This is a genomic window from Actinoplanes sp. NPDC026619, from assembly GCF_040638295.1.
Classification (GTDB): domain Bacteria; phylum Actinomycetota; class Actinomycetes; order Mycobacteriales; family Micromonosporaceae; genus Actinoplanes.
The window spans coordinates 225707-249340 of record NZ_JBEZYA010000009.1 but is presented as its reverse complement, the minus strand read 5'-3'; the positions used below and the strand labels follow the sequence as shown (position 1 = coordinate 249340).

Sequence of the window (23634 nt, the reverse complement as noted above, 5' to 3'; positions counted from 1 at the left end):
CCGGCGGAGAACAGCGTGCATGAATCGGACAGCAGGACCGGTCCGAGCCGACTGGCCGACGAACTTATGCGGTTCTTCCGGCTGGGCGCGCGGGCCAAGAGCATGCTCAACCGGGGAGATCTGGGTGCGGAGTTCTCCGCGCTGATGCTGCTCTTCCCGTTGCGCCACCTCGGCCCGATGCGGGTGACCGACCTGGCCGAGGCCAAGCAGGCCGACCCGTCGACGGTCAGCCGGCAGGCCGCACAACTGGTGAAAGCCGGCCTGGCCCGGCGCGAGGCCGACCCGGAGGACGGGCGGGCATCGCGGCTGGCGATCACCGAGGCCGGCCTGGACGCCTGCCGGAAGCTGCACGACGCCCGCGAGGCAATGCTCGCCGAGGCGCTGAGCAGTTGGCCGGCCGAACGTGTCGAGACGTTCGTCGAGCTCTTCAGCGAATTCAATACGGCGGTCGAGTCACACCTGCGAAGTGAGCCGGCCGCGACATCACCACGGGAGATCGCGTGAGCAACCCCAAGACCGAGGCAGCGCCCTCCTCAGAGTTCACCCATAGGCAGATCCTCACCATTCTCGGTGGGCTGATGATGGGTATGTTCCTGGCCGCGCTCGACCAGACCATCATGGCGACCGCGACCCGGACGATCGCCGACGACCTGCACGGCTTCAACCTGCAGGCGTGGGCCACCACGGCGTTCCTCATCACGTCGACGATCTCCACGCCGCTGTACGGCAAGTTGTCCGACATCTACGGGCGGCGGCCGTTCTTCCTGTTCGCGATCGGCATCTTCATCGTCGGCTCGATGCTCTGCGGCCTGTCCCAGAACATGTACGAGCTGGCCGCCTTCCGCGCGATCCAGGGCATCGGCGCCGGCGGCCTCATGTCGCTGGCCCTGGTGATCATCGGCGACATCGTGCCGCCCCGCGAACGGGCCCGTTACCAGGGCCTCTTCCTGGCCGTCTTCGGCACCGCGAGCGTCATCGGCCCGATCCTGGGCGGTTTCTTCGCCGGCGCCGACACCATCCTCTGGGTGGACGGCTGGCGCTGGGTGTTCTACCTGAACGTGCCGATCGGCGTCGCCGCGATGGCCGTCGTGGCCCGGGTCCTGCACCTGCCGCACCACCGCACCGACCACCGGATCGACTGGCCCGGCGCGCTCAGCCTGATCGTCGGCCTGGTGCCGCTGCTGACCGTGGCCGAGCAGGGCCGCGACTGGGGCTGGGGCTCCGGCCGGTCGCTCGCCTGCTTCGCGGTCGGCGTCATCGGCATCGTCGCGTTCATCTTCGCCGAGCGCGCCTACGGCGACGAGGCGCTGCTGCCGCTGCGGCTGTTCCGCAACCGCACGGTCGCCGTCGGCGCGGCCTCCAGCAGCATCCTCGGCATGGCGATGTTCGGCGGCCTGATGACCGTCCCGCTGTACCTGCAGATCGTGAAGGGCTCGTCGGCGACGCAGGCCGGCCTGCAGATGATCCCGTTCGTGCTGGGCATCATGGCCGGCTCGATCACCGCCGGTCAGCTGATCGCCCGCACCGGCCGTTACCGCATCTTCCCGATCATCGGCAGCTCGCTGATGCTGGTCGCGCTGGGACTTTTCTCGCTGATCGGCGCGGACACCCCGCTCTGGCAGACCATGCTGATCATGGTGGTCATGGGCCTCGGGCTGGGCGGCAACATGCAGCCGATGATCACGGCGGTACAGAACGCGGTCAACCCGCGGGAGATCGGCGTGGCCACCAGCTCGGTGACGTTCTTCCGCTCGATGGGCGGCACGCTCGGCACCGCGATCTTCCTGTCCGTGCTGTTCAACGTGTTGCCCGGCAAGATCAGCGACTCGTTCACCGCGGCCGCGCGGACGCCCGACTTCCAGAAGGCGCTGGCCGACCACCCCGACCAGGCGAAGATCCTGCAGCAGGCCACCAGTGGCGGCGGCAGCAACGACCTGAGCGACACCTCGTGGATCAACAAGCTCACCGACGTCCTCGCCCACCCGTTCAAGACCGGCTTCTCGGACGGCATCCAGGTGGTCTTCCTGATGGCCCTCGCGATCATGGTGATCGGCCTGATCGTGGTGTTCTTCCTGCCGGAGATCCCGCTGTCGCAGCGCTCGGCCCAGCAGCAGCGCGCTGACGACATCCTGGCCGCCGAGAACAGCGACGGCGTGCCGGGCGAGGTCGGCGCCGGCCCGGGCCACGACAAGGTCCCCGCGGGCAAGGACACCTAAGAGCAAGACCCTCCGGGTGTACGCCCGGAGCACGTCACCGAAAAGCCGGGACCGTCACGCGGTCCCGGCTTTTCGTCGTCCCGGCGGGTGTCCTCAGGCGTTACGGGCGGCCGCGGCCACCAGGCGGTCGGCGACGGTCCGGCGGTCCAGGCCGAGGCGCTGGGCGGTCTCCCCGAGCACGTCGTAGGCCTCGCGCACGCCGCAGCCCCGCTGCGCGATGATCACGCCGACCGCCCGGTCGACGGTCGCGTCGGTGCTCGTCTGGTCCCGCCGGCGCAGCTCGCCGAGCAGCACCTCGGCCTGGTTGACCACGGCCATCGCGGTGATCAGCAGATCGGGGGCGAGCCCGCCCGGCCGATCGAGATAGAGGCTGACCGCGCCCACCTCGGCCCGCGGGACGTCCAACGGGATCGCCACCACGCCGTGGATCCCGGCCTCGAGCGCCGGCGCCGCGAACTGCGGCCAGCGCTCGTCGGTGGACAGGTCCTCCGACGTGGTGAGGCTGCGGGTGCGGGCGGCGTCGAGCCCGGGGCCGGTGCTCAGCTCGTACGCAAGCGTGTCGAGCCTCTCGCCGCACGAACCGTGCGCGGTGCAGGTGGGTGGGCCGCCCTCGCCGATCAGGGTGACCGAGCAGCGGACCGTGCCCGGCACCGCCCCGGCCGTGAAGGCCGCCAGGCGTTCGAGCGCCGCAGCGAAGCTCTCCGCCCCGAGAAGGAGCATCGAGAGCTCGTGCAGGAGTCCGGCGAGTTCGACCGCGTGCGGGCCGCTCAGGGCGGCGGAACGCGCACCGCTGCGGGTGCGCGCGGGGCGCCTCAGCAAACGCGCGGGACCACGCAGCGGGGACGAAATCCGGCGATTCGGGGCAGACACGCGGGGCATACTGCCACGACCATCGACAGGCACGGAAGTTCGTTGCCTCTACCGAGTGGCGTCGCCGGACGCGGCCGCCTCGCCCGAGCGGCGTTCCTCGGCCGGCTCCGGGGCGAACTCACGCTCGTCCGAGTCGGCCAGGATCGCCTGCGCCTGGGCCTGCGGGTCGGCGCTTCCGGCCGCGCGCTCCTCCGGGAGCAGGTCCGCGGCGCGTTGCGACACCCGATCGTCAGTCATGCTGATCAAGTACCCCGCCCGAAGGGCGCCCCAAACAAGAACGTCGCCCCCGGGTGAACCCGGGGGCGACGCCCACAAGATGTCGGTGTGCATGTCGCCTCTCGGCGAGTGGCACGACACGGCTCCAGCCGAACGGTATTCCGTGAAGGCATTAGTGGTGAGGCCCGGGGACACTGGACACACCGACATCCGCTATCAACGGTCGGTCACCGCGCGCGATTCCATAAGGTGTTGTGACGCGGACCACAGTTGGCTCGCCGGTATTCTCGCCTCATGAAGGGGCTCTGGACGCCGGCGTGGATAGCGCGGCACGTCCTTGCCCTGCTCGTGGTGATCGGCTGCCTCGGCCTGGGCTGGTGGCAGTTCAGCCGGGCGAGCGGCGGCAACTCGCTCAGTTGGGGTTACACGTTCGAGTGGCCGGTCTTCGCCGGCTTCTTCGCGTTCCTGTGGTGGCGCGAGGTGCAGCTCGCGCTCAAGCCGCCGGCCACCACCCCGGAGGAACCCGAACAAGAGCCGGAAAGGCTCCCAGGTTCGCCTGTTAGCGTCGGCCGTCCGGTTCGGGTGGCCGTGCGCGGCTCCGCGGCCGACGACGACCCCGAGCTGAGCGCCTACAACGACTACCTCAGCTGGCTGGCCGAGCACCCGGGCGCGCGCCCGGCGGACTACCCCGGCTACTCGACGAAATAGGACGTGGATCGTGCAGGGAGCCCTGACCCGCTACCGGATCATCGCGTGGATCGTCGGCGTGTGCCTGCTCGCGCTGGTCGTGGTCGGCATGCCGCTGAAATACCTGGGCGACAACGACACCGTGGTGGCGACCGTCGGGCCGGCGCACGGTTTTCTGTTCATGGTCTACCTGGTGCTGACGTTCGATCTCGCCCGCCGGGCCGGTTGGGCATTTCCGCGCATGCTTCTGGTGATGGCGGCCGGCACGATCCCGTTTCTATCGTTCTGGGCCGAGCGTAAGGTCTCTCGCGTGTGGATCCCCGCCGAGCTGGCGAAAAGTCCAGTTTGAGCCGCTGAATAACGCGGCGTCCTCGGCAAATGACAATGCGTTATCTGGATCATTACCGCATTCCTGACCTTTGTCTTAAATTCCCCGGCCAGATCTTGATTTTGTTTTAGGCGCCGATAAGTTGGTGCGGTTGGATCGGTCCGCAGCCACAAACCCTCGGTGGCACCGGCCAACGCCGCCGAATCGGCGCGGTGACCGCGTGCTCTCCCCCGAGCACTCCCGGTCGTCGCGGCAGAACCGGGGAACCGCGTTCCTGGGGTGAATCCGCGCAAGCGGTAGGGCAGTCTTCCGAGCCCACTGATCCTCCAGGAACTCCGGCGTCAGCTAACCCGGTAGGCGGCCGAGCGGAAGAAAGGCCAGTTACCGGTGCCACACCCCCGAACCAGGCTTCGGTCACTCGTGGTCGCGGCGATGGCGATCGCGGTCAGTGGGTTCTTGGCGACCCCGGCGCACGCCGCGCCCTCCGAGACCGAGCTGAAGAAGCAGATCGAGACTGCTTCGAACCAGCTCGAGGACATCACCGAGTCGTACAACAAACTCAAGATCGACCTCGCCAAGACGGCGAGCGACCAGAAGAACCTGGCCGCGTCGATCGCCCCGGCCAAGGCGAAGCTCCTGGTCGCCAGCGCCCAGGTCAACAACATCGCGTCCACGTCGTACATGCAGGGGCGGATCGGCCCGATGGCCGCGATGCTCGGCGACAGCGACGGGAACGGCGGCCTCATCGACCGGATGAGCTACCTCGACCTGATCCAGCGGTCCAACCAGCGCGACATCAACGCGTACACCGAGACCACGGAGACCTTCAACACCCGCTCCGCCGCCCTGAAGACCACGCAGGCCAAGCAGACTGCGCAGTTCAAGGAGATCGAGGCGCGGAAGAAGAAGATCGAGGGCGACATCAAGAAGCTGCGGGCCATGCGCGAGCAGGCCTACGGCAGCGCCACCGAGACGGGCGTCTCGGGCGCCGCGGGCAAGGCTCCGGCCATCGCCGGTTCGGCGGGCGTCGCGGTGAGCTTCGCGTACAAGCAGGCCAACAAGCCGGCCTACTACGGCTACGGCGACGCCGGACCGAACACGTTCGACTGCTCCGGCCTCACCATGGCCGCGTGGGACGCCGCCGGCAAGTCGCTGCCGCACAACGCCGCGGCGCAGTACAGCGCCACCGCGCGCATCACTAAATCCCAGCTGCAGCCGGGCGACCTGGTGTTCTATCGCAGCCTCGGCCACGTCGGCCTCTACGTCGGCGGCGGCATGATCATCGACGCGTCCCGTGAGGGCGAGCCGATCAAGAAGAGGTCGATCAACATCATGACCCCGTACGGCTACGGCCGGGTCAAGTAACTGGCAACGCAGAAGGCCGGTACCCCTCGGGGTACCGGCCTTTTCGTGTCGGGGGATGTTGCCTTGAAGTTGGTTACGCGGCCTGCAGGCCCTCGGCGCGAGCCAGCTCGCGCAGCCGGCCGAGCGCCTGGATCTCGAGCTGGCGGATGCGCTCCCGGCTGAGCGAGAAGCGCGAGGCCACCTCGGTCAGCGAGTGCTCCCGGCCGTCCTCGAGACCGTAGCGGGCCCGCATGATGCCGGCCGACCGGTCGTCGAGGTGGTTGAGCAGGCCCTCGATGCGCTGCCGCTCCAATGCGGTCAGCACGATCTCCTCGGGCGACGGCGCGTCGCTGTCGGCCACCAGGTCGCCCAGGTTGGTGTCGCCGTCATCGCCGACCGGCGTGTCCAGCGAAACCGTGTCCTGCGCCCACCGGGTGAGCTCGTTGACCCGCTCGACGGTCACGCCCAGGGCCGCGGCGATCTGGTCGGGCTCCGGGTCGGCGCCCAGCTCGCGGACCAGCTGCCGGGTGACGTTGCGCATCCGGTTGACGTCCTCGACCAGGTGCACGGGGAGGCGCACGGTGCGCTCCTGCTGGGCGATGGCCCGGCTGATCGCCTGGCGCACCCACCACGTCGCGTAGGTCGAGAACTTGTAGCCACGCTCGTAGTCGAACTTCTCGACCGCCCGGACGAGGCCGGTGTTGCCCTCCTGGATGAGGTCCAGCATCGGCATGCCCGACCGCACGTAACGGCGGGCGATCGACACGACCAGTCGCAGGTTGGCCCGGATGAACAGGTCCTTCGCGCGCTGACCCTCCTGGACCAGGCGCTCCAGCTCTTCCCGGCTCACACCCGGCTTGGCGCTGCCTTCGTCGAGGAGGAACTCCGCGTAGAGGCCCGCCTCGATCTGCTTGGAGAGCTCGACTTCCTGAGCTGCGTCCAGCAGCGGCGTCCGGGAGATCTCGTGCAGGTAGACGCCGACCAGGTCCCGCTCCTCGGCGACCTGATCGGTCCGCATGACGGTGCTCTTCTCCACGTTGCCCACGGTCCCCTCATTGCTTGCACTACTAAACCCGTTACGGGCAAACCCTGTATCCATCAGTTCCTCCCCGTAACGTCCGCAGATCGTTCATTGCGGCTACTGGCATCTACACAACAAATGGCTGCTCGCACTGATTCCGGCTGGTGGGTCGAAAGTGTCACGAATGCCTGAGCGATTCCTGAGAGCCGAGTGCGATGTTCCTGAGGGAGGGCATCCGGCCGGTGTCGGCATTCCGCGCGGCGCAGCCGTGGTCGTCGCGCTGCCTCACGCATACCCGTATGAGTCTCAATGACACCATCGGCCCCTCATCCGTCGCAGCGACGGGCATCACCACTGACCTTGGGACGCTCGTCACTACCCAGTACGGCCGGTAGCCGTCCCAGGTTCAGGTGCAGCATCGACAGCTTCGCGACCGGCCTGAAACAAAAGACTCATCGAAAAGATCCGCATGCCGGCGGCCCGGACCGGACCACCTGCCACAATGCGGCACGACGCCCCGGAGTTCACTCGCCCGTAAGAGTGACGTCCGGGCGGGTGTCGCCCCCGCACCCAAGTGACGAGAAACACAGGGGGACGATGCTCTCCATGGACAGCGGACGGACAGTAATCGTCACCGGCGGCGCCGGCGGGCTCGGCGCCGCCACGGTCGGGGCCTTCGTGGCCGACGGGTGGCGCGTGGTCGCGCCGGTGCGGCCGGGCCGGTCGGCGGCGCTGCCGAAGGGCGCGATCGCGGTCGAGGGTGATCTGGACGACCCGGCCGACGTCACCGCCGCGGCCGCCGTCGCGGGCGGTGAGAGCGGGGCGCCGCTGCGCGCGGTGGTCAACCTCGCCGGGGCGTTCGCCGCGGGCGGCCTCGTCGCGGAGACGCCGATCGCCGAGTTCGAGCGGATGCTGGCCGTAAACCTGCGACCGACCTACCTGGTCACCGCCGCGGCCCTGCCCCACCTGGTGGCGGCCGGCGGCGGCGGGATCGTGTGCGTGTCGTCGCGGGCCGCGGTGGCGCCGTTCCCCGGCGCGGCCGGCTACGTGACCGCCAAGGCGGCCGTCCTCGGGTTCGCCGGGGCGGTCGCGGCCGAGTACAAGAAGGCCGGTGTGCGCTGCAACACGGTGCTGCCGAGCGTGATCGACACCCCGGCCAACCGGGCGGGGATGCCGGACGCCGACTTCTCCCGGTGGGTGCGGCCCGAACAGATCGCCCCGGTGATCCTGTTCCTGGCCTCGGATGCGTCCGCCCCGACCACCGGCGCTCAGATCCCGGTCTACGGCCAGGCCTGAGGCGGTCAGAACGACTCAGCCAACTGCCAGCCGAGGGCGGTCGCGCCGGCGAGCAGTGGGCCGCCGGCCAGGACCAGGGTGCGGACCCGGGAACTGGCCGGGGTGACCGGGGCCGGCAGCGGGAGGCGGCTGCGGATCTCGGCGGCGACCTCGTCCGGGCCGGCGTTTGCGTCGATCACCACGAAATCCGGGTGTTCGGGCAGGGAGCGGTAGGCGGCCGCGGACGCGGACAGGTAGTCGGTGCTCTCGTGGTCGTAGCCGCGGGCCTCGATCCGGTCGTGGGCGGTCTGCGGGTCGACGGCCAGCAGGAACGTCACGTCGGGCCGCGGGAACAGCCGGTAGGCCAGGCGGGCGCGGCGCTCGGCGGCGGGTCGGGCGGCCCGGGCGCGGAGCGAGGCGTACTGGCACACCGCGTACCGGTCCATGACGGTGATCTCGCCGGTGAACGCCCGGCGCAGCAGCGTGCGCAGGATGGCCAGCCAGCGCAGCACCGACTCGACGAACAGCATCGCGCGGCGGCCGATCAGGTCTTCGGCGTCGTCGCCGCGGCCCAGGCCGGCGGCGAGCCGGCCGAACCAGCGCCGGCCGCCGGCGTTACGGCGGTAGGCGGCGCGCAGCCCCTCGGCGGCCAGGGCGTCGGCCAGCCGGTGCGCTTGCGTGGTCTTGCCACTTCCGTCGATGCCGACGAGGGCGATCGTGCGCGCTTGGGCTGTCATGCCCACCAACGGTAACCGGGCCTGCCCAGAGCGTTTCACAGCAGGCGTCCGGCACGGCGTATCAAAATGGGGTCAAGCAGTAGAAAAGGCACGTGAGGTTCAGAGGAAGGGACCTCGGGTAGGAAAACTCAGCACGGACCGCACACGTCGACAGGGAGAGACACCATGCCGCACCACGTGGACGCCGGGCTGGCCGGGTCGCTCAAGCGGGTGGCCGCCACGCTGAAGTCCGCGGAAATCCCGTTCGCGCTCGGCGGCAGCTTCGCGGTCTATGCCCACGGCGGGCACTCCAGCGACCACGATGTCGACTTCCTGATCCGTGAACAGGACAAGGAAGCGGCGCTCAAGGAACTGGCCGCGGTCGGCTTCCGCACCGAGCAACCGCCGGAGGACTGGCTGGTCAAGGTGTACGACGAGGATCGGATGGTCGACCTCATCTATCGCCCGGTCGAGACGCCGGTCACCGACGAGACGCTGCAGGACTCCGAGATGATCTCGGTCGAGGCGATCAACATGCCGGTCATCTCGGCCACCCAGCTGATGGTGCACAAGCTGCTCAGCTACAGCCAGCACTACTGCGACTTCGCCACCGGATTCCCGGTGGCGCGCTCATTGCGCGAGCAGATCGATTGGGACCGGGTCCGGCGGAAGACGGCGGATTCGCCGTACGCCGAAGCCTTCCTGATGTTGCTCGATCGCTTGGACGTCGTCCCCTCTTCGGGGGGCAAGCCGATAGGGGTAGGGGGATGAGATGAGCACTCAACTTGACGAATACCTGGAAGCCGAGATCCAGAGCCTGCTCACCGACGGGCGGATCGCCGAACTGGGCATCACGGTCGATCGCCGCGAGCACCTGCTGGTGCTGAACGGCGAGGTGGAGACCGTGCAGCGGCGGGACGAGATCTGCCGGCAGATCAACGAGCGGTTTCCGGATGTGGAGATCGTCTGCGACATCGGCATCATCCGGGCTCAGGCGCCCAGCGAGGTGGAGGAGATTTCATGATCCGGATCGCCGCCGTGGGCGACGTTCATGTGGACAAAGACGTGCTCGGCCGGTTCCGGCCGGCCCTGGAGGAGCTGCCCGACCGGGCCGACGCGCTGCTGATCGCCGGAGACCTGACCCGGCACGGCACCGTCGACGAGGCGCGCTGCTTCGCCACCGAGTTCGGCGGGCTGGGCGTGCCGGTGGTGGTCGTGCTCGGCAACCACGACCACCAGAGCGACCAGCAGAACCGGGTCACCGACGTGATCACCGAGGCCGGCATCACGGTTCTCGAGGGGGACACGACGGTCCTGGAGCTGAACGGGCACCGGCTCGGCATCGCCGGCGTGAAGGGCTTCGGCGGCGGGTTCGCCGGGGCCTGCGCCAGCAACTTCGGCGAGCGGGAGATGAAGGAGTTCGTCGGCACCACCGAGGTGATCGCCGAACGCCTGGAGACGGCGCTGAAGTCGGTGCAGTGCGACGCGCTGGTCGCGCTCACCCACTACGCGCCGGTGCCGGACACGCTGCACGGGGAGCCGCTGGAGATCTATGCGTTCCTCGGCTGCTATCAGCTGGGCCGGGCGATCGACGCGGCGCCGACGTCGCTGGCCCTGCACGGGCACGCGCATCACGGCTCGGAGCGGGGGCGCACACCGGGCGGAGTGCCGGTGCGCAACGTGGCCCATCCGGTGATCAAGCAGGCGTACAACATCTATCAGCTGTTGTCCGACAAAGTGGACGCCGAATTGGTTGCCTCGTAGACGTGTTTTCAAATTAGTGGGTAGGGGTATCCGGATCGCATGGAATTTCTCCTCTGGATCCTCGCAGTCATCCTGGTGGTCGCCGGCATCCTCGCGCTGTTCCGGCGGCAGCTCCTCTGGGGCATCATCCTGATCATCGTCGGCCTGCTCGTCGGCCCCGGCGGCGTCAGCATCTTCACCTGATCGGCCCACGCTCTAGAAAACTGAATCCCCCGAAGAAACCGGGACTGCCGAGCATCGGCGGTCCCGGTTCTCTTTGTGGTGGGCCGCACACGCGGTGCGATGGATGTGCACTTATTTGACCGTAAATCACTCGGGCACATCCGTCGATCTTCGCGAGGTTCCGCCGTGACCGAGGTCCATCACTTCACCTATGGAGTCTTCAATCCGATCGCCGCGTACCTGCTGGCGTTCCTCGGCTCGTTCTTCGGGCTGCTCTGCACCGCTCGGGCCCGCGACGCCCGGACCGGCAGCCGGCGCAGCCGATGGCTCGGCATCGCCGCCTTCTCCATCGGCGGCGGCGCCATCTGGCTGATGCACTTCGCCGCCATGCTCGGCTTCGACGTGCCGGCCAGCCCGGTCCGATTCGACATCGGCATGACGCTGACCAGCCTCGTCTTCTCCGTCGTCGCGGTCGGGCTAGGCCTGCTGATCGTTGGGCACGGCCCCCGCAGCCTGCCCAAGGTCATCGGGGCCGGCGTGCTGACCGGCGGTGGCGTGCTGGCCATGCACTACAGCGGCATGGAGGGCATGCACGTGAACGGCGCCATCCACTACAACCTGGCGCTCGTGGCGGCCTCGGCCATCATCGCGGTGGTGGCCAGCACGGTCGCCCTCTGGTTCGCCATCTCGGTCAGCGGCTGGGCCCGGGTCAGCTTCGCCGCCGGGATCATGGCGGTCGCGGTGTGCGGCATGCATTACACCGGTATGGCGGCCATGTCGGTGACCCTCAACAACGGCGTCGAGCCGGTGCACGGCATCCGGCCACTCACGATGCTCGTGCCGATCACCGTGATCACCACCGCGACCATCGTCGGGGTCGCGCTCAGCGCGCTGCAGGCGATGACCGAGGAGGAGTTCACCGACGGCGCCGGCACTCCGAAGCGCGGCGTGCACGCCGAGAACAGCCATTCGTGGTCACTCAAACAGGCGTCGGTCGCGCCGGCCACCCGCCGCCCGTCGCCCCGCCCGGTTCCGATCCGGTCGACAACCAACTCCTGATCGCTACTCTGTCGCTATGGCGGCCCGGATGCTGTTGTCGATGCCTTTGCATGCGATCACCGAGGTCTACGGGGAGGCGGGACTGCGCGAACGCTTCCTGCTGGAGGTCAACGCCTTCCCGCCGGACGAGCAGGCCCAGTTGGCTGACGCTCTCGAGCTGGCCGGCAAGTTGCACGCCGAGGACCGCCGGGTCCGCGAGCCGTACATGAACCACCTGCTGCGGGTCGCCATCCGGATCATCAAGTACTACGGGATCCGGGACGTCGACGTGCTGACCGCGGCCCTGCTGCACGACGCCGTCGAGGACCACCCGGCCGAGTTGGGCCTGCTCGCCACCGGCACCCACCAGGAGCTGACCGAATCGGCGATCGGCGAGCTGGCCCGGCGCTTCAACCCGAAGGTGGCCGAGCTGGTCCGCTCGGTCACCAACCCGGAGTACGACCCGGACCGCGACCGCCACGAGCAGTACCGCGAGCACGTGGAGGCGAGCCTGGACCGCGACCCGTGGGCCCGGGTGATCAAGGTCTCCGACTTCACCGACAACGGGGTGGGCGTCATCCACACCACCGCCGAGAAGGCGTACTCCTCGGCGACCAAGTACCGGCCGCTCGTGCCCAAGCTGCGCGAACTCGTCGGACGCCCGGACACCCCGCTGTCGCTGGCGGCCAAGGACCACATCCTCGATCAGCTCGACCTGGCGGAGGAGCGGTTCGCCGCCATCCTCGACGACTAACCTGGCGACATGCCCAACGAATGGTGGCGTGACGCCGTCATCTACCAGGTCTACCCGCGTTCGTTCGCCGACAGCGACGGCGACGGCATGGGTGACCTGCCCGGCATCACCGGGCGCCTGCCGCACCTCAAGCAGCTCGGCATCGACGCCGTCTGGCTCTCTCCTTTTTATCCCTCGCCGCAGCACGACGCGGGTTACGACGTCGCCGACTACCGCTCGGTCGACCCTCGTTTCGGCTACCTCGGCGACGCCGACAAATTGGTGACTGAAGCGCACCACTTGGGCCTGAAGTTCATCGTCGACCTGGTGCCCAACCACACCTCCAGCGAGCACGCCTGGTTCCAGGCGGCGCTGGCCGCCTCGCCCGGCAGCCCGGAACGCGAGCGGTACATCTTCCGGGACGGCCGGGGCGACCAGCCGCCGAACTCGTGGACCAGCATGTTCGGCGGCTCCGCCTGGGAGCGGGTGCCGGACGGCCAGTGGTACCTGCACCTGTTCGACGTGAGCCAGCCCGACCTCAACTGGGGCAACCCGGAGGTCCGCGCCGAGTTCACCGGCATCCTGCGGTTCTGGCTGGACCGCGGGGTCGACGGCTTCCGGGTCGACGTGGCACACGGCCTGATCAAGGAAGCGACCCTCGCCGAGTGGACGCAGCCCAGCGCGATCCTCGGCGGCCTCGACCCGGTCGGCCCGCGACCGCCCATGTGGGACCAGGACGGCGTGCACGAGATCTACCAGGAATGGCGCGCGGTGCTGAACGAGTACGAGCCCGCCCGCATCCTGGTCGCCGAGGCCTGGGTGGCGCCGGCCGACCGGCTCGCCCGCTACGTGCGCCCCGACGAGATGCACCAGGCGTTCAACTTCGAATACCTCGAGGCGCCCTGGCGCGCCGCCGACCTGCGCAAAGTGATCAGCTCGACGCTGGCCGCAAACGACTCGGTCGGCGCGCCCACCACGTGGGTGCTGTCGAACCACGACGTGGTGCGGCACGCCAGCCGGCTCGGCTACCCGGCCGGCACGAGGCGGATGAACGGCATCGGCGCCGACGACCCGCAGCCCGACGCCGGTCTCGGCCTGCGCCGGGCCCGCGCGGCCACCCTGCAGATGCTCGCCCTGCCCGGCTCCGTCTATCTCTACCAGGGCGAGGAGCTGGGGCTGCCGGAGCACACCACGATGCCCGACGAGGTGCGCGAGGACCCGGCCTGGAAGCGGTCCGGCCACACCGAGCGGGGCCGGGACGGCTGCCGGGTGCCGATCCCGTGGGAGGCCGACGCGCCGTCGTACGGCTTCGGCCCGTCCGACGCCAGCTGGCTGCCCCAGCCGGCCACCTGGGCCGAGTTCGCCCTGGACCGGCAGGCCGGCGTGCCCGGCTCGACCTGGGAGCTGTACCGGCGGGCCCTTTCGCTGCGAAACGAGCACGGCCTGGGGCGCGGGACCCTGACCTGGCAGGAGACGTCCAGCGACGTGCTCGCCTTCCGTAACGGTGACGTGCTGGTGCTGTCCAACCTGGGGAAGAGCCTGGTGGCGCTACCGGCCGGGGCTCGGGTCCTGCTCACGAGCGAGCCCCTCGACGCCGACGGACGGCTCCCCGGCGATGTCACCGTCTGGGCCGTCGTCTGACCCACCGGCCACGATCAGCAGGGCGGCGTGCGTCTCGGCCATGTCCTTCGCCACCGTCCTGCTGGCCAGCCAGAACATGACGCCGGTCGGCACCCAGAAGACCTGGAAGCCGGCCAGCCCGACCGCGTAGTTCAACGGTGGCGGGAACGCGCCGGCCAGCGCCCGGAAGGCCACCGCCACCATCGCGTTGCCGCCGGCCCGGCCGAAGCCGTTGACCAGGTTGCCGAGGCTGTAGACGGTGCCGCGGTGCTCGGGCGGGTTGACGTCGGCGATCAGGGCGAACCAGTTCGGCGAGTTCGCCGACGTCAGCATCAGCGCGAACACGGCGGTGGCCAGGCACAGGCCGACCGACGGCTCGGTGAAGACGTCGGTGAGCACGGCCCGGATCACCATGGCCGAACCGGCGCCGTCCGGCACGTCGATGGTCATCGGGACGAAGAACAGCACGATGTAGAACGGCACGGCGGCCAGGACACCGACCGAGGCGACCAGGGCGCGGCCCCGGGGCGTACGCCGTTGCAGCCGGTCACCGGCCAGCCCGCCGAGGATACTCAGCGCGCCGCCCAACTGGAACAGCGTGGCGAAGACGCTGCCGACCAGCACCGCGGTGCCGGCCGTGTAGCCCTGATCCTCGGCGCGGGACCGGAACAGCACCGGCAGCCAGACCAGCGAGCCCAGGGCGATCTGGGCGGTGGCTCCCTGGAAGATCAGCCAGATGTTGGTGCGCCGGCCGAGGATCACCGACAGGTCGCTCGCCCGGATCCGCTCGTCGTAGTCGACCCCGGCCAGCTCCGGCTGGCTGTCGCCGCGCGGCACGTTGTAGGTGAACAGGTAGGCGACCACGGCCACCACCCCGGCGACCGCGGTGACCAGGAACGGCTCCCGCCAGTTCGCGTGCCCGAGCAGACCGCCGACCAGGGTGCCGGCCAGGGTGCCGACGCCCTGGGACAGGCCCCAGAAGCTCATCACCAGGCCCCGGCGCTTCGGTGAGATGAGGTCGCTGACCACGGCGAAGCTGACCGACGCGACGGCGCCGAGGCCGAACGACGCGACCACCTGGGCGAGTAGGAACGAGGTGTAGCTGTCGGCCAGGCCGGACCAGGTGGTGCCGGCGACCCAGATCGCGGTGCCGAGCATCAGCACCGGCTTGCGGTCGGTGCGGTCCCCGGCGTACGCGAAACCGATGGCCGCCACCGCGCTGATCAGGAACATGATCGTGGTGGCCAGCGCGATGTGGCCCTCGCCGACGCCGAGGCTGTCGCCGATGCTGCCGTAGAGGGGCGGCACCAGCCCGATCGCCACGTTGTCCAGCGACGCCAGGATCACGAAGACCACGACGCTGTAGACGCGGTGCGCGGAGCCGCCCTTGATCACGCGTGAAGGTTAGCGGCCGTCTTGTACTGCTCCCGAATCAGTGGGACGGCGACCGCCTCGTACGTCTCCGGGGTCTCGGCCGTCCAGACCGGCGGCTCCTCGCCGCCGAGCGCGACCCAGGCGGCCTGCCGGGCGGCGCCGTCGGCGACGTACTCCCCCGGCGGCGGCACGAGCACTGGCAGCCCGAACAGTTCGGGCGCCACCCGGCGGACCGCCTCGCTGCAGGCGCCCCCGCCGACCAGCACGATCCGGTTGGCCTCGGCGCCGTGCTCGACCAGAGCGTCGAGTCCGTCGGCGAGCCCGCACAGCATGCCCTCGACCGCGGCCCGGGCCAGGTGGGCCGGGTCGGAAGTGGCGAGGGTGAGGCCGTGGATCGCGCCGGTGGCGTTCGGCAGGTTGGGGGTGCGCTCGCCCTCGAGGTAAGGGATCAGCACCAGCCCGTCGGCGCCGGCCGGCGCGGTCAGGGCGAGCCGGGACAACTGGTCGTGGTCGACGCCGAGCAGCTTGCCGGCCGCGTCGAGCACCCGGGCCGCGTTGAGCGTCACCACGATCGGCAGGAACCGCCCGGTGACGTCGGCGAAGCCGGCCACCGTGCCGCTCGGGTCGTCCGGCGACACCTCGGCCGAGACGAAGACCGTGCCGGAGGTGCCGATCGAGACGACCACGTCGCCGGGGCCGGCGCCGGTGCCGAACAGGGCCGCCGCGTTGTCGCCGGCGCCGGGGCCGAGCGGGGCGCCGTTGGGCAGATGGCCCGCGATGCCGGTGGGGCCGAGCACCTCGGGCGTCCCGATAACCCGGCCGAAACCGAGTTCGAGCAGGTCGGGCCGGTATTGATTGGTCTTTGCCGACCAGTAGAGCGTGCCGCTGGCGTCGCTGCGGTCGGTCTTGATCGTGCTGATGTCGGTCGACCCGGACAGCTTCCAGGTCAGCCAGTCGTGCGGCAGGCAGACCGCGGCAACCCTGGCGGCCAGCGCCGGCTCGTTGCGGGCCAGCCAGCGCAGCTTGGTCAGGGTGAAGCTGGCGACCGGGACGATGCCGACCGCCTCGGCCCACTTGTCGCCGCCGCCCAGCTCCTTGATCAGGTCGGCGGCCGCGCCGGCGCTGCGGGTGTCGTTCCACAGCAGCGCCGGGCGCACCACCTCGCCGTTCTCGTCGAGCACCACCATGCCGTGCTGCTGGCCGGCCACCGAGGCGGCGGCCACGTCGTCCAGGCCACCGGCCTCGTCGATCGCCTGTTGCAGCGCGGCCCACCACGCGTCCGGATGCACCTCGGTGCCGTCCGGATGCGCGGCCCGGCCCTGCCGGACCAGCTTGCCGGTCTCCGCATCGCGGATGACCACTTTGCAGGACTGGGTGGAACTGTCGATCCCGGCTACGAGAGTCATTTCTTCCCTTTGCTCGACGCTCAGCTGGCGCGCAGAACGTGGTCGATCGCGAGCTGGTGCAGCTTCACGAAACCGTAGCCCTGAGCACCGACGGCGTCGACGTCGAACTCCTCCCAGGCGCTCTTGTCGTTGAGGAGATCGGCGTAGGTCTCGCCCTCGTTCAGGGTCGGCTTCGCGAGGTCGAGCACCTTGCTGGCAGCGAGGGCCTCCTGCACCACCGGGTCGGCGCGGAACTCCTGCGCACGCTCCTTGAGCAGCAGGTACATCCGCATGTTGGCCGCCGCCGACTCCCAGACCCCGTCGAAGTTCTCGGTGCGGGAGGGCTTGTAGTCGAAGTGGCGCGGGCCGTCGTACAGCGGGCCGCCGCCGACCGGGCCGTTCTCCAGCAGGTCGACCAGGGCGAACGCGTTGAGCAGGTCGCCGTGGCCGAACACCAGGTCCTGGTCGAACTTGACCGAGTGCTGGCCGTTGAGGTCGATGTGGAACAGCTTCTTGTGCCACAGCGCCTGGGCGATGCCGGCGAAGAAGTTGAGGTTGGACATCTGCTCGTGCCCGACCTCGGGGTTGATGCCGAACAGCTCGGGGCGCTCCAGCTCATTGGTGAAGGCGATGGCGTGGCCGAGCGTGGGCAGCAGGATGTCGCCGCGGGGCTCGTTCGGCTTCGGCTCGATCGCGAAGCGCAGGCCGTAGCCCTTGTCCTCGGAGTATTGCGCGACGAGGTTGAGGCCCTCGCGGTAGCGGTCGAGCGCGGCGTAGATGTCCTTGGCCACGTCGTATTCCGCGCCCTCGCGGCCGCCCCAGAGCACGAAGGTCTTGGCGCCCAGTTCGGCGGCGAGGTCGACCTGGCGGAGGATCTTGCGCAGCGCGTAACGCCGGACCGAGCGGTCGTTGCTGGTGAACGCGCCGTCCTTGAACACCGGGTGGGTGAAGGTGTTCGTGGTGACCATCGGGACGACCAGGCCGGTCTCCTCGAGCGCCTTCTTGAACGAGGCGATGATCGAGTCGCGGGTGCTCGCGTCGGACCCGAACGGGATCAGGTCGTCGTCGTGGAACGTCAGGCCGTAGGCGCCGAGCTCGGCGAGCTTGTGCACCGCCTCGATCGGGTCGAGCTCGGGGCGGGTGGCGTCACCGAACGCGTCACGGGCCTGCCAGCCGATCGTCCAGAGGCCGAATGTGAACTTGTCTTCGCGTGTGGGTTGGACCGGCACGGTTACCTCCACGTAACGGGTTTGATTTGTTTATTGGTTGAATTATTTGGAGCCGGTGTGGCATTGTCAAGGGCATGAGCGCCCGGATCATGACCGCCTCCCGGGCTCCCGTCCGGCAATCGAGCGTCCGGGCCCATAATCTCGCGCTCGTCCTGCAAACCGTGGCGAACAGCGCAGATCGGCCATCGCGAGCGGGCATCGCCGCCGAAACCGGACTCACCCGGGCCACCGTCTCCGCGCTCGTCGACGACCTGATCGCGGGCGGCCTGCTCACCGAGCACGACCCGGCCCCACGCACCGGCGCCGGCCGACCGGCCGCCGGGCTGGCCCTGAGCCCCTCCGGCCCGGCCGGCCTCGGCCTGGAGATCAACATCGACTACCTGGCGGCCACCGTCATCGACCTCACCGGCGACGTCCGGCACCGGTTCCTCGCCCAGCGCGACCAGCGCCCGCTCTCCCCCGCCTCCTCCCTCGCCGAGATCGGCGCCCTCGCACTGCAAGCCCTGGAAGCAGCCACCGCGGACGGCCTGGCCGTCGCCGGCGCGGCCCTCGCGGTGCCCGGCCTGGTCGCGCCGAACGGCATCGTCCGCGTCGCACCCAACCTCGACTGGCAGGACGTCGACGCGCCCGCCCTGCTCCATGCGCTCCCCGGCCTCGGCGACCTGCCCATCGCCGTCGACAACGAGGCCAACCTGGCCGCCCTCGGCGAACTACGCGCCGGCGGCGAGGACACCTTCCTCTACGTCTCCGGCGAGATCGGCATCGGCGCGGGCATCGTCCTGGACGGCGAGCTCTACCGCGGCAACCGCGGCTGGAGCGGCGAGATCGGGCACGTCACGGTATACCCCGACGGCCGCCCATGCCGCTGCGGCGCAAACGGCTGCCTCGAGCAATACGCCGGCCAGGAGGCCTTCTCCACCGACCTGGACCTGGCCGCCTCGGCGCTGGGCATCGCGTTGTCCGCGGTGGTCAACCTGCTGGACATTTCGGTCATCGTGCTGGGCGGCGCCTACGCTCCGGAATTCCCACGGCTGCGCGCGGGCATCGAGGCCGAGCTGGCACGCCGCGTACTGACCGCGGGCTTGGCGCCGGTCACGCTGCGTGCCGCGACGCTGGGCGCCGACGCCGCCGTGCGCGGCGCGGCCGGCGCAGTGATCCAACAGCTGATCGACGACCCGGCGGCCTTTTTGAACGGTACGGCGTAGGCCGCTCCCCACCGCAGCGCGGGCCGCGGCCCGGCTCGACGCCCGGCGCGAGCTCCCGAACGGGCTGAGCCGGGTGCGGCGAGATGGCGCTCTGCACGCTGCGGAACCGTGACGCCGGCCGGGTTACGCCACCTGTCGAGCCGCGAAATCACGGGACACCCCGTGGTTAGGCCGTGCGGGCTGAGGTGGTGCTCTTTGCGTCGTCGGCTGCGGCTGATGCGAATTCGGACAGGCCTCGTAGCAGGGCCGCGCGGCCGGAGCCGGACATTCGCTCCAGGGTTGCGGACAGCGCCAGGCGGCGGATGCGGCGCAGTTCGCCGAGCAGGGTGCGGGACGACGGGGTGAGGTAGAGGGCGATCTCGCGGCGGTCGGCGCGGCCGGGGACTCGCTCGACCATGCCGGAGGCCACCAGTCGGTCGCAGAGGCGGCTGGCCGAGGAGAGCAGCATGTTCATCTCGGCGGCCAGGCCGCCCAGGTTGACGCCCTCGGCCCGCTCGACGGCGAGCAGCGCGTTGAGTTGCGCCGCGGAGAGCCGTGGGGTCACCTGCTCGCGCGCGTTGTCCCAGGCGGACAGCAACGCCTGCGCAGCGTCGTCGATCGCCGCCGCGTGCGTCGGGTCCGGGCCGTCGTGAACCGCCATGGTGCAGCAGAGACTACCCTGCGACGGCGCTCAATTCGCGCCTCCGGGCAGGTGACGTGCGGCCTTCTCGATCATCGACATTTCCGCACCCGCCGGCGCCGGGCCGGACACGCGGATACGGCGACGGCCGCCACCGGTTGGTGACGGCCGTCGTTGCGTACTCCACAAGGGTTTAGTTCGCGCCGGTGCGCGACGCGATCGCCTCGAGGAAGATGTCGCCGATCTTCGCCGGGTCAGGGGCGATGAAGACGCCACCCGCGGCCGTGGGCTTCACGATGGTCTCGAGCTCCTGGCGGTTGACGCCGTTGCCGATACCGACGATGACCACGCGGACCGGGCGCTTCGGGTCGCTGATCGCCTTGAGTTTGGTGACCAGGGCCTGCTGCGTGATGCCTTCCTTGCTGTCCTCACCGTCGGTGAACAGGATGACCGAATTGATCTTTCCGGCCTGCCAGCTGTTCTGCACGTTCTGGTAGGCAGCCAGCAGGGTGTCGTAGAGACCGGTCTGGCCGTTCGCCTTCGGCTTGATCTGCGCGATCGAGTTCTGCAGCTTCTGCCGGCTCGACGAGAGCGGGCTGATCGGCACGATCTCCTTGTACGGCTTCTTCCCGTCCATATCGGTTGAGAAGAGCCACACGCCGACGGCCCACTTGTCGTCGAACAGCGCCAGACCACCCGACGCCGCACCCCGGGTGACCGTGGCCCGGTCGGCGCCACCGGCGGTGGGCACCTTCTCGAGCATCGATCCGGAGACGTCGAAGACGGCGAGCACTCGTCCGGGCAGCGTGGTCGCGGCCCAGCCACCGAGCGCCTGGTTGATCGTGTTGGAGTCCAGCCCGGCCGCGGCCGTGCCACCCTCCGACTTGCTGCCGGCGCTGGCCGAGACGGCGGGCGACGCATCCGGCGCGCCGAGCGGAGCCGAGAAGCCCGCACCGGCCGAGCCGTCCGGGGAACGCAGACCCGCACCCGCCAGCGCGTTCTTGAAGGACGCCGTCTGCAACTGCTGGCGCAGACCGGTCGCGGCGGCCGACTTCTGCAGGTCGACCTCCGGCATGATCGCGTACGGGTAGTCGAGCGGCATCGGGCTCGGGTCGAGGTAGAGCGCCACCAGCGGAACCGGCGGCTTCTCGGCGTTGTACGCGACCACGTCCTCCTCGGACAGCGGCGCCGCACTGAGGCTGGTCGCGATGTCGTTGGTGTCGGCCGAGTGCGGGAACTTCTGCAGCAGGTCGTCCCGCAGCGCGGACGACGACTGGGCCAGCGCCTTGATCGCCCCGACCTTGGCGGACTGGGCCGCCGCACCGGTGCCGGCGGCCTGACCGAGCGCGAGCAGACCGGACAGGCCGGCCGCATCACGAGTCGGCTCGACGATGCCGGTGCGCATCTGGGTGCTGGTGGTCAGCTGACCGAGCAGGTCTTTCCAGCCGAGCTTCTTGTTGGGCCAGCCGATGGTCTCGGCGACCGGCTGCGGCATGGCGACGACGACCGGGCTGGTCGCGATCGGCTTGCCGTCGGTGGGCACGAAGCCGGGCGCCTCGTTCTTGAGGCGCAGCAGCCAGGTCGACGAGTCGGAGACCCAGACATCGGGAACCTTCACCGACTCGGGCGCGGCGCCGAGGCCGGTCAGCGTGACCTTGTGCTCCCCCGCCACGGCCGCGGCCATGGTCGCGGGGTTCACCGGGGTCACGGCGACGGCAACGCACGTTCCATTGACGTTGGCACCATCCTGGATCCACTTCTGCGCAGTCTGTTCGATGGCAGGAGCTATCTCGGGGGCGGCAGCGACAGTCAATTTGACGGAGCCGGTGCAACCAGAATCGGAGAGCTGTTGGTAGCCGAGGTACGACCCGCCGATGACGACGACAATCGCCATCGCGGCTCCAACGACGCCTGCTCCTCGGAGGTTAAAGTTTCGACGATGGCGGCCTGACACGCGTCCTATAGTGCGCACCGCCGAAGCTGAGCGCCATATACGTTTGGCGGAAAGTTACTCGGATTAGGTCAACTCTCCGACAAAGTGACCTTGGGTAGTTACGTCATTTCGATCAGTAGGAGAGTCTGACCGGTTTTTGGCGCTTTACCCGAAGAGCCTGAAACGCCCGGTCTCACGAATCATCTGATCGTCGTCGATGTCCAGCGCAACAGGCAGGTGGGGCTGGCCTCGGCCATTGGCTCACCCTGCGCTTCCGGGACGCCGGTCTCGGGATCGATCCTAAACGTTGTAACGCTCTGTGACAATTGGTTGGTTACGTAGAGGTGATCCCCGACCAGGATCATGTGCCGTGGCCACTCCCCGCCGGCGGGCGTCTCGGCGATTTTGACCGCCTCGTTGCCGTCCCACGCGAACGTGGTGATCGTGTTCGGGCCCCGGTTCGCCACGTGGATGAACCGGCCGTCCCGGCCACAGACGATCTCGGACGGGTAGTTCGGGCCCTCCCGGTCGCTGGTCGCCGCCTCGCCGGCCAGCTCCAGCGTGCCGTCGGCCGCCGGTCGGTACCAGGACAGGTTCGCCGCCAGCTCGCCGACCAGCAGCAACGTGCCGTCGGGGGCGAAGCGCAGGTGACGCGGGCCGGTGCCCGGTTTCGCGGTCACCGCCGGGACCGGCGCGCTCAGCCGGCCGCTGACCGGATCGAGCCGGCTGCGCCACACCCGGTCGGAACCCAGGTCGGCGATCAGGATGCCGGCGCGGTCCTCGACGACCATGTGCGCGTGCGGGCCGGCCTGCCGTTCCGCGTCGGGGCCGGAGCCGGCGAGGCCGAGCAGGTCGGTGCGCTCGCCGGGGGCGCCCTCCGGATCGAGCGGGTGCACCGCGACCGAGCCGCTCGAGTAGTTGGCGACCAGCAGGAAGCGGCCGTCCGCGGTGACCGAGAGGTGGGCCGGGTCGGAGCCGCCGGTCGGCCGGGTCGACAGCGGGGTCAGCTCGCCGTCGGCGGCCACCGTGAACGCGCTGACCGTGCCGTCCGACTCGAGCTCGTTCACGGCGTACAGAATCGGGAGCGCCGGATGCTGGGCCAGGAACGACGGGGACGGGGTGCGGGCCGCCACGCCGAGGCGGGTCAGCACGCCCGAGGACGGATCGCGGCGGAGCCGGACGATGCCCTCGGCGTCACCGCCCTTGTCACCCGTGTACCCACCGACGAAGACGAACTCACCGTGTGAACCCATGCCCCGAATCCCATCACATCCGGATGTCCGCCACCGGACCGCACAGCTAGATGTCCACCGCTTCGGCCGCGAGTTGGCGGGCCGCGCGCAGGCAGGCGCTGGTCAGGACGAGTGGATGGTCGGCGACCAGGACGTTGCGCCGTAGGGTGACGACGCCCTCGACGAACGGATAGCGGTCGGTCAGGCGCAGGCGCTCGATCATCCGGGGCAGCGGGACCGCGGCGCCGGGCCGGTCGGCGCCCATCGCGGCCAGCAGGGCGGCGGCGTGCGCGGTGCCGGTCTCGGCCAGGTCGGTCTCGGTCCGGAACGGCGCGACGGCCAGAACCCCGTACGGGAAAGATGCCATGCCCCCGTCGGAGCGCCAGAGATGAAATCGGCGTGCGGCGCGGCTGCTGTGCAGCCGCCAGCCGACGCCGGCGTCGATGCCCGCCAGCCAGCGCGGCCAACGCTTGCGGTGGTACGCCTCGACAGCCGCCGCCCAACTGCGCGCCGCGCCGCGTTCCTGGAGACAGGTGACATGGCAGGGACCGGGCAGAACGCCGGTGCCGTCGGCCACCATCCAGGGCAGGGCCGTCCAGTCGTGGCCGGTCAGGCCGAGCACCGGACGACCACAGAGCGTGCACTCGATCACGGATCCCCAATCCGG

At 69.7% G+C, this 23634-nt stretch carries 25 protein-coding genes; 14 read left to right on the top strand and 11 right to left on the bottom strand.

Going from position 1 to position 23634, the window contains the following annotated elements; all coding sequences use genetic code 11:
• The first annotated feature begins 15 nt into the window (after positions 1–15).
• On the top strand, positions 16–504 hold the full coding sequence (locus AB0E90_RS21690) for a MarR family transcriptional regulator (RefSeq protein ID WP_360408232.1): 489 nt from the start codon (positions 16–18) through the stop codon (positions 502–504).
• Positions 501–2216, top strand: coding sequence for an MDR family MFS transporter (locus AB0E90_RS21685; RefSeq protein ID WP_360408229.1), 1716 nt, complete (start codon positions 501–503; stop codon positions 2214–2216). The genes AB0E90_RS21690 and AB0E90_RS21685 overlap by 4 nt, the downstream gene beginning before the upstream one ends.
• Before the next feature lie 93 nt (positions 2217–2309).
• On the opposite strand, the gene AB0E90_RS21680 is transcribed toward AB0E90_RS21685, so the two are convergent.
• Together AB0E90_RS21680 and AB0E90_RS21675 are read right to left on the bottom strand one after the other, a co-directional pair.
• A complete protein-coding gene (locus AB0E90_RS21680; protein WP_360408226.1) occupies positions 2310–3035 on the bottom strand; it encodes an ANTAR domain-containing protein in 726 nt (241 codons plus the stop codon).
• Positions 3036–3134: 99 nt separating this feature from the next.
• Entirely contained in the window at positions 3135–3323 is a 189-nt protein-coding gene (locus AB0E90_RS21675) for a hypothetical protein (RefSeq protein ID WP_360408223.1), read from the bottom strand.
• Between the two features lie 273 nt (positions 3324–3596).
• On the opposite strand from AB0E90_RS21675, the gene AB0E90_RS21670 reads away from it, so the two are divergent.
• From AB0E90_RS21670 to AB0E90_RS21660, 3 genes are all read left to right on the top strand, one after another.
• Positions 3597–4010, top strand: coding sequence for a hypothetical protein (locus tag AB0E90_RS21670; RefSeq protein ID WP_360408220.1), 414 nt, complete (start codon positions 3597–3599; stop codon positions 4008–4010).
• A gap of 10 nt (positions 4011–4020) precedes the next feature.
• Positions 4021–4338, top strand: coding sequence for a DUF3817 domain-containing protein (locus tag AB0E90_RS21665; RefSeq protein WP_360408217.1), 318 nt, complete (start codon positions 4021–4023; stop codon positions 4336–4338).
• 411 nt (positions 4339–4749) lie between these two features.
• On the top strand, positions 4750–5682 hold the full coding sequence (locus AB0E90_RS21660; RefSeq protein ID WP_360408214.1) for an NlpC/P60 family protein: 933 nt from the start codon (positions 4750–4752) through the stop codon (positions 5680–5682).
• Positions 5683–5755: 73 nt separating this feature from the next.
• Here the strand turns inward: AB0E90_RS21660 and AB0E90_RS21655 are convergent, their stop codons facing one another.
• Positions 5756–6760: a sigma-70 family RNA polymerase sigma factor gene (locus AB0E90_RS21655; RefSeq protein WP_360408211.1), complete on the bottom strand. Its 1005-nt coding sequence runs from the start codon at positions 6758–6760 to the stop codon at positions 5756–5758.
• 519 nt (positions 6761–7279) lie between these two features.
• Between AB0E90_RS21655 and AB0E90_RS21650 the strand changes: the two genes are divergently transcribed.
• The gene (locus AB0E90_RS21650) at positions 7280–7978 is read left to right on the top strand and encodes an SDR family NAD(P)-dependent oxidoreductase (protein WP_360408208.1); all 699 of its coding nucleotides are present in this window, start codon (positions 7280–7282) and stop codon (positions 7976–7978) included.
• A gap of 5 nt (positions 7979–7983) precedes the next feature.
• Here the strand turns inward: AB0E90_RS21650 and AB0E90_RS21645 are convergent, their stop codons facing one another.
• Positions 7984–8694, bottom strand: coding sequence for a dTMP kinase (locus AB0E90_RS21645; RefSeq protein ID WP_360408205.1), 711 nt, complete (start codon positions 8692–8694; stop codon positions 7984–7986).
• A gap of 165 nt (positions 8695–8859) precedes the next feature.
• On the opposite strand from AB0E90_RS21645, the gene AB0E90_RS21640 reads away from it, so the two are divergent.
• The 7 genes from AB0E90_RS21640 to AB0E90_RS21610 all read left to right on the top strand — a co-directional run bounded on the left by AB0E90_RS21640 (position 8860) and on the right by AB0E90_RS21610 (position 14011).
• Positions 8860–9444 (top strand): nucleotidyltransferase, encoded by a 585-nt coding sequence (locus AB0E90_RS21640; protein WP_360408202.1) that lies wholly within the window; start codon positions 8860–8862, stop codon positions 9442–9444.
• A 1-nt stretch (position 9445) separates the two neighbouring features.
• Positions 9446–9697, top strand: coding sequence for a hypothetical protein (locus tag AB0E90_RS21635; protein ID WP_360408199.1), 252 nt, complete (start codon positions 9446–9448; stop codon positions 9695–9697).
• Positions 9694–10437, top strand: coding sequence for a metallophosphoesterase (locus AB0E90_RS21630; protein WP_360408196.1), 744 nt, complete (start codon positions 9694–9696; stop codon positions 10435–10437). The genes AB0E90_RS21635 and AB0E90_RS21630 overlap by 4 nt, the downstream gene beginning before the upstream one ends.
• Before the next feature lie 39 nt (positions 10438–10476).
• The gene (locus AB0E90_RS21625; protein ID WP_360408193.1) at positions 10477–10620 is read left to right on the top strand and encodes a GPGG-motif small membrane protein; all 144 of its coding nucleotides are present in this window, start codon (positions 10477–10479) and stop codon (positions 10618–10620) included.
• 165 nt (positions 10621–10785) lie between these two features.
• Positions 10786–11658, top strand: coding sequence for an MHYT domain-containing protein (locus AB0E90_RS21620; protein WP_360408190.1), 873 nt, complete (start codon positions 10786–10788; stop codon positions 11656–11658).
• Positions 11659–11698: 40 nt separating this feature from the next.
• Positions 11699–12391 (top strand): HD domain-containing protein, encoded by a 693-nt coding sequence (locus AB0E90_RS21615; protein WP_360408187.1) that lies wholly within the window; start codon positions 11699–11701, stop codon positions 12389–12391.
• 9 nt (positions 12392–12400) lie between these two features.
• The gene (locus AB0E90_RS21610; RefSeq protein WP_360408184.1) at positions 12401–14011 is read left to right on the top strand and encodes a glycoside hydrolase family 13 protein; all 1611 of its coding nucleotides are present in this window, start codon (positions 12401–12403) and stop codon (positions 14009–14011) included.
• Here AB0E90_RS21610 and AB0E90_RS21605 read toward each other — a convergent pair.
• The 3 genes from AB0E90_RS21605 to xylA are packed head-to-tail and all read right to left on the bottom strand — an operon-like array spanning position 13919 to position 17978.
• Entirely contained in the window at positions 13919–15385 is a 1467-nt protein-coding gene (locus tag AB0E90_RS21605; protein ID WP_360408181.1) for an MFS transporter, read from the bottom strand. The two genes, AB0E90_RS21610 and AB0E90_RS21605, sit on opposite strands and share 93 nt — an antisense overlap.
• On the bottom strand, positions 15382–16770 hold the full coding sequence (xylB, locus tag AB0E90_RS21600; protein ID WP_360408178.1) for a xylulokinase: 1389 nt from the start codon (positions 16768–16770) through the stop codon (positions 15382–15384). The genes AB0E90_RS21605 and xylB overlap by 4 nt, the downstream gene beginning before the upstream one ends.
• A gap of 20 nt (positions 16771–16790) precedes the next feature.
• Complete coding sequence (gene xylA, locus AB0E90_RS21595; RefSeq protein ID WP_360408175.1) at positions 16791–17978, bottom strand: xylose isomerase; 1188 nt, start codon at positions 17976–17978, stop codon at positions 16791–16793.
• A gap of 74 nt (positions 17979–18052) precedes the next feature.
• Between xylA and AB0E90_RS21590 the strand changes: the two genes are divergently transcribed.
• A complete protein-coding gene (locus AB0E90_RS21590) occupies positions 18053–19183 on the top strand; it encodes an ROK family protein (protein WP_360408172.1) in 1131 nt (376 codons plus the stop codon).
• A gap of 166 nt (positions 19184–19349) precedes the next feature.
• On the opposite strand, the gene AB0E90_RS21585 is transcribed toward AB0E90_RS21590, so the two are convergent.
• The 4 genes from AB0E90_RS21585 to AB0E90_RS21570 form a co-directional block, all read right to left on the bottom strand.
• The gene (locus tag AB0E90_RS21585) at positions 19350–19823 is read right to left on the bottom strand and encodes a MarR family transcriptional regulator (RefSeq protein WP_360408169.1); all 474 of its coding nucleotides are present in this window, start codon (positions 19821–19823) and stop codon (positions 19350–19352) included.
• A gap of 172 nt (positions 19824–19995) precedes the next feature.
• Complete coding sequence (locus AB0E90_RS21580; RefSeq protein ID WP_360408168.1) at positions 19996–21696, bottom strand: VWA domain-containing protein; 1701 nt, start codon at positions 21694–21696, stop codon at positions 19996–19998.
• Between the two features lie 239 nt (positions 21697–21935).
• A complete protein-coding gene (locus AB0E90_RS21575; RefSeq protein ID WP_360408165.1) occupies positions 21936–22988 on the bottom strand; it encodes a lactonase family protein in 1053 nt (350 codons plus the stop codon).
• 46 nt (positions 22989–23034) lie between these two features.
• Complete coding sequence (locus AB0E90_RS21570; RefSeq protein ID WP_360408162.1) at positions 23035–23619, bottom strand: hypothetical protein; 585 nt, start codon at positions 23617–23619, stop codon at positions 23035–23037.
• Positions 23620–23634 lie beyond the last annotated feature (15 nt).

Coding starts and splice junctions, on each gene's coding strand:
- AB0E90_RS21675 (WP_360408223.1), bottom strand. CDS start 3,323: ATGACTGACGATCGGGTGTCGCAACGCGCCGCGGACCTGCTCCCGGAG.
- AB0E90_RS21670 (WP_360408220.1), top strand. CDS start 3,597: ATGAAGGGGCTCTGGACGCCGGCGTGGATAGCGCGGCACGTCCTTGCC.
- AB0E90_RS21660 (WP_360408214.1), top strand. CDS start 4,750: ATGGCGATCGCGGTCAGTGGGTTCTTGGCGACCCCGGCGCACGCCGCG.
- AB0E90_RS21655 (WP_360408211.1), bottom strand. CDS start 6,760: ATGGATACAGGGTTTGCCCGTAACGGGTTTAGTAGTGCAAGCAATGAG.
- AB0E90_RS21650 (WP_360408208.1), top strand. CDS start 7,280: ATGCTCTCCATGGACAGCGGACGGACAGTAATCGTCACCGGCGGCGCC.
- AB0E90_RS21645 (WP_360408205.1), bottom strand. CDS start 8,694: ATGACAGCCCAAGCGCGCACGATCGCCCTCGTCGGCATCGACGGAAGT.
- AB0E90_RS21640 (WP_360408202.1), top strand. CDS start 8,860: ATGCCGCACCACGTGGACGCCGGGCTGGCCGGGTCGCTCAAGCGGGTG.
- AB0E90_RS21635 (WP_360408199.1), top strand. CDS start 9,446: ATGAGCACTCAACTTGACGAATACCTGGAAGCCGAGATCCAGAGCCTG.
- AB0E90_RS21630 (WP_360408196.1), top strand. CDS start 9,694: ATGATCCGGATCGCCGCCGTGGGCGACGTTCATGTGGACAAAGACGTG.
- AB0E90_RS21625 (WP_360408193.1), top strand. CDS start 10,477: ATGGAATTTCTCCTCTGGATCCTCGCAGTCATCCTGGTGGTCGCCGGC.
- AB0E90_RS21615 (WP_360408187.1), top strand. CDS start 11,699: ATGCCTTTGCATGCGATCACCGAGGTCTACGGGGAGGCGGGACTGCGC.
- AB0E90_RS21610 (WP_360408184.1), top strand. CDS start 12,401: ATGCCCAACGAATGGTGGCGTGACGCCGTCATCTACCAGGTCTACCCG.
- xylB (WP_360408178.1), bottom strand. CDS start 16,770: ATGACTCTCGTAGCCGGGATCGACAGTTCCACCCAGTCCTGCAAAGTG.
- AB0E90_RS21590 (WP_360408172.1), top strand. CDS start 18,053: ATGAGCGCCCGGATCATGACCGCCTCCCGGGCTCCCGTCCGGCAATCG.
- AB0E90_RS21585 (WP_360408169.1), bottom strand. CDS start 19,823: ATGGCGGTTCACGACGGCCCGGACCCGACGCACGCGGCGGCGATCGAC.
- AB0E90_RS21580 (WP_360408168.1), bottom strand. CDS start 21,696: ATGGCGATTGTCGTCGTCATCGGCGGGTCGTACCTCGGCTACCAACAG.
- AB0E90_RS21575 (WP_360408165.1), bottom strand. CDS start 22,988: ATGGGTTCACACGGTGAGTTCGTCTTCGTCGGTGGGTACACGGGTGAC.